The organism is Mesorhizobium sp. M7A.F.Ca.AU.002.02.1.1, from assembly GCF_003998535.1.
In the GTDB taxonomy this organism is placed as follows: Bacteria; Pseudomonadota; Alphaproteobacteria; order Rhizobiales; family Rhizobiaceae; genus Mesorhizobium; species Mesorhizobium ciceri.
Window position 1 is genome coordinate 1 of the sequence record NZ_RZPB01001003.1, and the last position, 1,836, is coordinate 1,836.

The 1,836-nt window shown below is 63.5% G+C and carries 2 protein-coding genes and 1 pseudogene; 2 read left to right on the top strand and 1 reads right to left on the bottom strand.

Features of this window, described 5'->3' with window-relative positions:
* A pseudogene (locus EN879_RS40335) lies at positions 1-160 on the bottom strand (phosphoribosylformylglycinamidine cyclo-ligase); the annotation flags it as partial.
* A 238-nt stretch (positions 161-398) separates the two neighbouring features.
* On the opposite strand from EN879_RS40335, the gene EN879_RS34295 reads away from it, so the two are divergent.
* Together EN879_RS34295 and EN879_RS34300 are read left to right on the top strand one after the other, a co-directional pair.
* Entirely contained in the window at positions 399-926 is a 528-nt protein-coding gene (locus EN879_RS34295) for a CDP-alcohol phosphatidyltransferase family protein (RefSeq protein ID WP_013532444.1), read from the top strand.
* A 1-nt stretch (position 927) separates the two neighbouring features.
* Positions 928-1,836, top strand: a 909-nt coding sequence (locus tag EN879_RS34300) for an AI-2E family transporter (RefSeq protein WP_164774774.1), incomplete at its 3' end; no start/stop codon positions are given.

Below are 1,836 nucleotides of genomic sequence, written 5' to 3' on the forward strand. Positions count from 1 at the left end.
GGCCGCCGAAGCCGCCGATCTCGCCATCGGCGCCCGGCCGGCGCGTCGCGCGCACCAGCGGCTTGATCTTCTCGACCATGAGATTGCCGGCATCGATATCGACACCGGCCTCGGCATAGGTGAGCCCGTTCTTGCGCTTGTTCACGTCGCGCTTGCTCATTTCTGGTGCCCGTTCAGCAATTTTCCTTGTCGCGGGCTCTTCGCATGAACGGTTTCTGTCCGCAAGGATAACGGCCATCTCGGCCTACAAAACCGTGGACAGCGCGCACGTACAGGCGCTCGTGATTGGCGAAAGCCAAGCTGAAGGCCGCTCCCGTGCGGGGAGATCGGCAGCTCCTCCCTTGTTGCCACCCGCCATCTTCATCATCTATCTCCGACCAAGAGGAGGTGCCAGGCATTTGACCATCCCCAACCTGATCACCATCCTGCGCCTTGTCCTGGTGCCGGCGGTGGTGCTGGCGATGCTGCAGGCGCGCTGGGACTGGGCTTTTGCCGGGTTCCTCGTCGCCGGCATTTCGGACGGCGTCGATGGCTTCATCGCCCGCCGTTTCAATCAGCAGTCCACGCTCGGCGCCTATCTCGATCCGATCGCCGACAAGCTGCTGCTGGTTTCGGTGTTCGTGGTCATGGGCCTCATCGGGCAATTGCCGCTGTGGCTGGTCGTCACCATGGTGTCGCGCGACGCGTTGATCGTCTGCGCGGTCCTGCTGTCCGCCGTCATGGCCCATCCGGTCGAGATGAAACCGCTTTTCGTGTCGAAGGCCAACACCGCCATCCAGATCGTGCTGGCGGCGGTTGTGCTGGGTGAGCTTGCCCTGTCGGTTCATCTCGACCCGCTGAGGCCGGTTCTCATATTGCTGTCCGGGGTCTTGACCGTGGCTTCGGCCGCAGCCTATCTCGTGACTTGGCTGAGGCACATGAGCTGACATGACGAAGGCTCCACTCCGGACATCCGAGACAGAAGCGGCGGCGATCGAGGCCGCGGCCGCCGACATCGCCGCGTCCGCGACCTTTCGCCGCCAGATCTTCTTCTGGCTGGCCGGCGCCGCGCTGCTGGCGCTTTTCCTCTATGTCTTCAGCGCCATCCTGCTGCCCTTCGTCGCCGGCATGGTGCTTGCCTATTTCCTCGATCCCGTTGCCGACCGGCTGCAGCGGCTCGGCCTGTCGCGTTTCATGGCGACGGTGGTCATCCTCATCACCTTCCTCATCGTGCTGGTCCTGGCCTTTGTCATCCTCATTCCGGTTCTGGCCACGCAGATGGCCGATTTCGCCGGCAAATTGCCGGAATATCTGACCCGGCTGCAAAGCCTGATCACCTCGTTCGATCCGAAATGGCTGGAGCAGAAGTTCGGCGTCAACGCCAATAGCTTGCGCGACGGGCTGAATTCGCTGCTGACCTCCGGCTTCGGTTTTGTCACCACCGTCTTCACCTCGCTGTGGAGTTCCGGCATGGCGCTGGTTTCTGTGGTCAGCCTGTTCGTGGTGACACCGGTGGTCGCCTTCTACATGCTGCTCGACTGGGACCGCATGGTGGCGGTCATCGACGGCTGGGTGCCACGCGACAACGTCCAGACCGTGCGCGCCATCGCACGGGACATCAACACCGCCACGGCAGGCTTCGTGCGTGGCCAGGGCACGCTGTGCCTGGTGCTGGGCGCCATGTATGCCACCGGGCTGACGCTGACCGGACTGAACTTCGGCATCCTCATCGGCCTGTTCGCCGGGCTGATTTCCTTCATCCCCTATGTCGGCTCGCTGACCGGGCTGGTGCTGGCCGTCGGCGTCGCCTTCGTCCAGTTCTGGCCGGACTGGACGATGATCGTCGCGGTCGCGGTC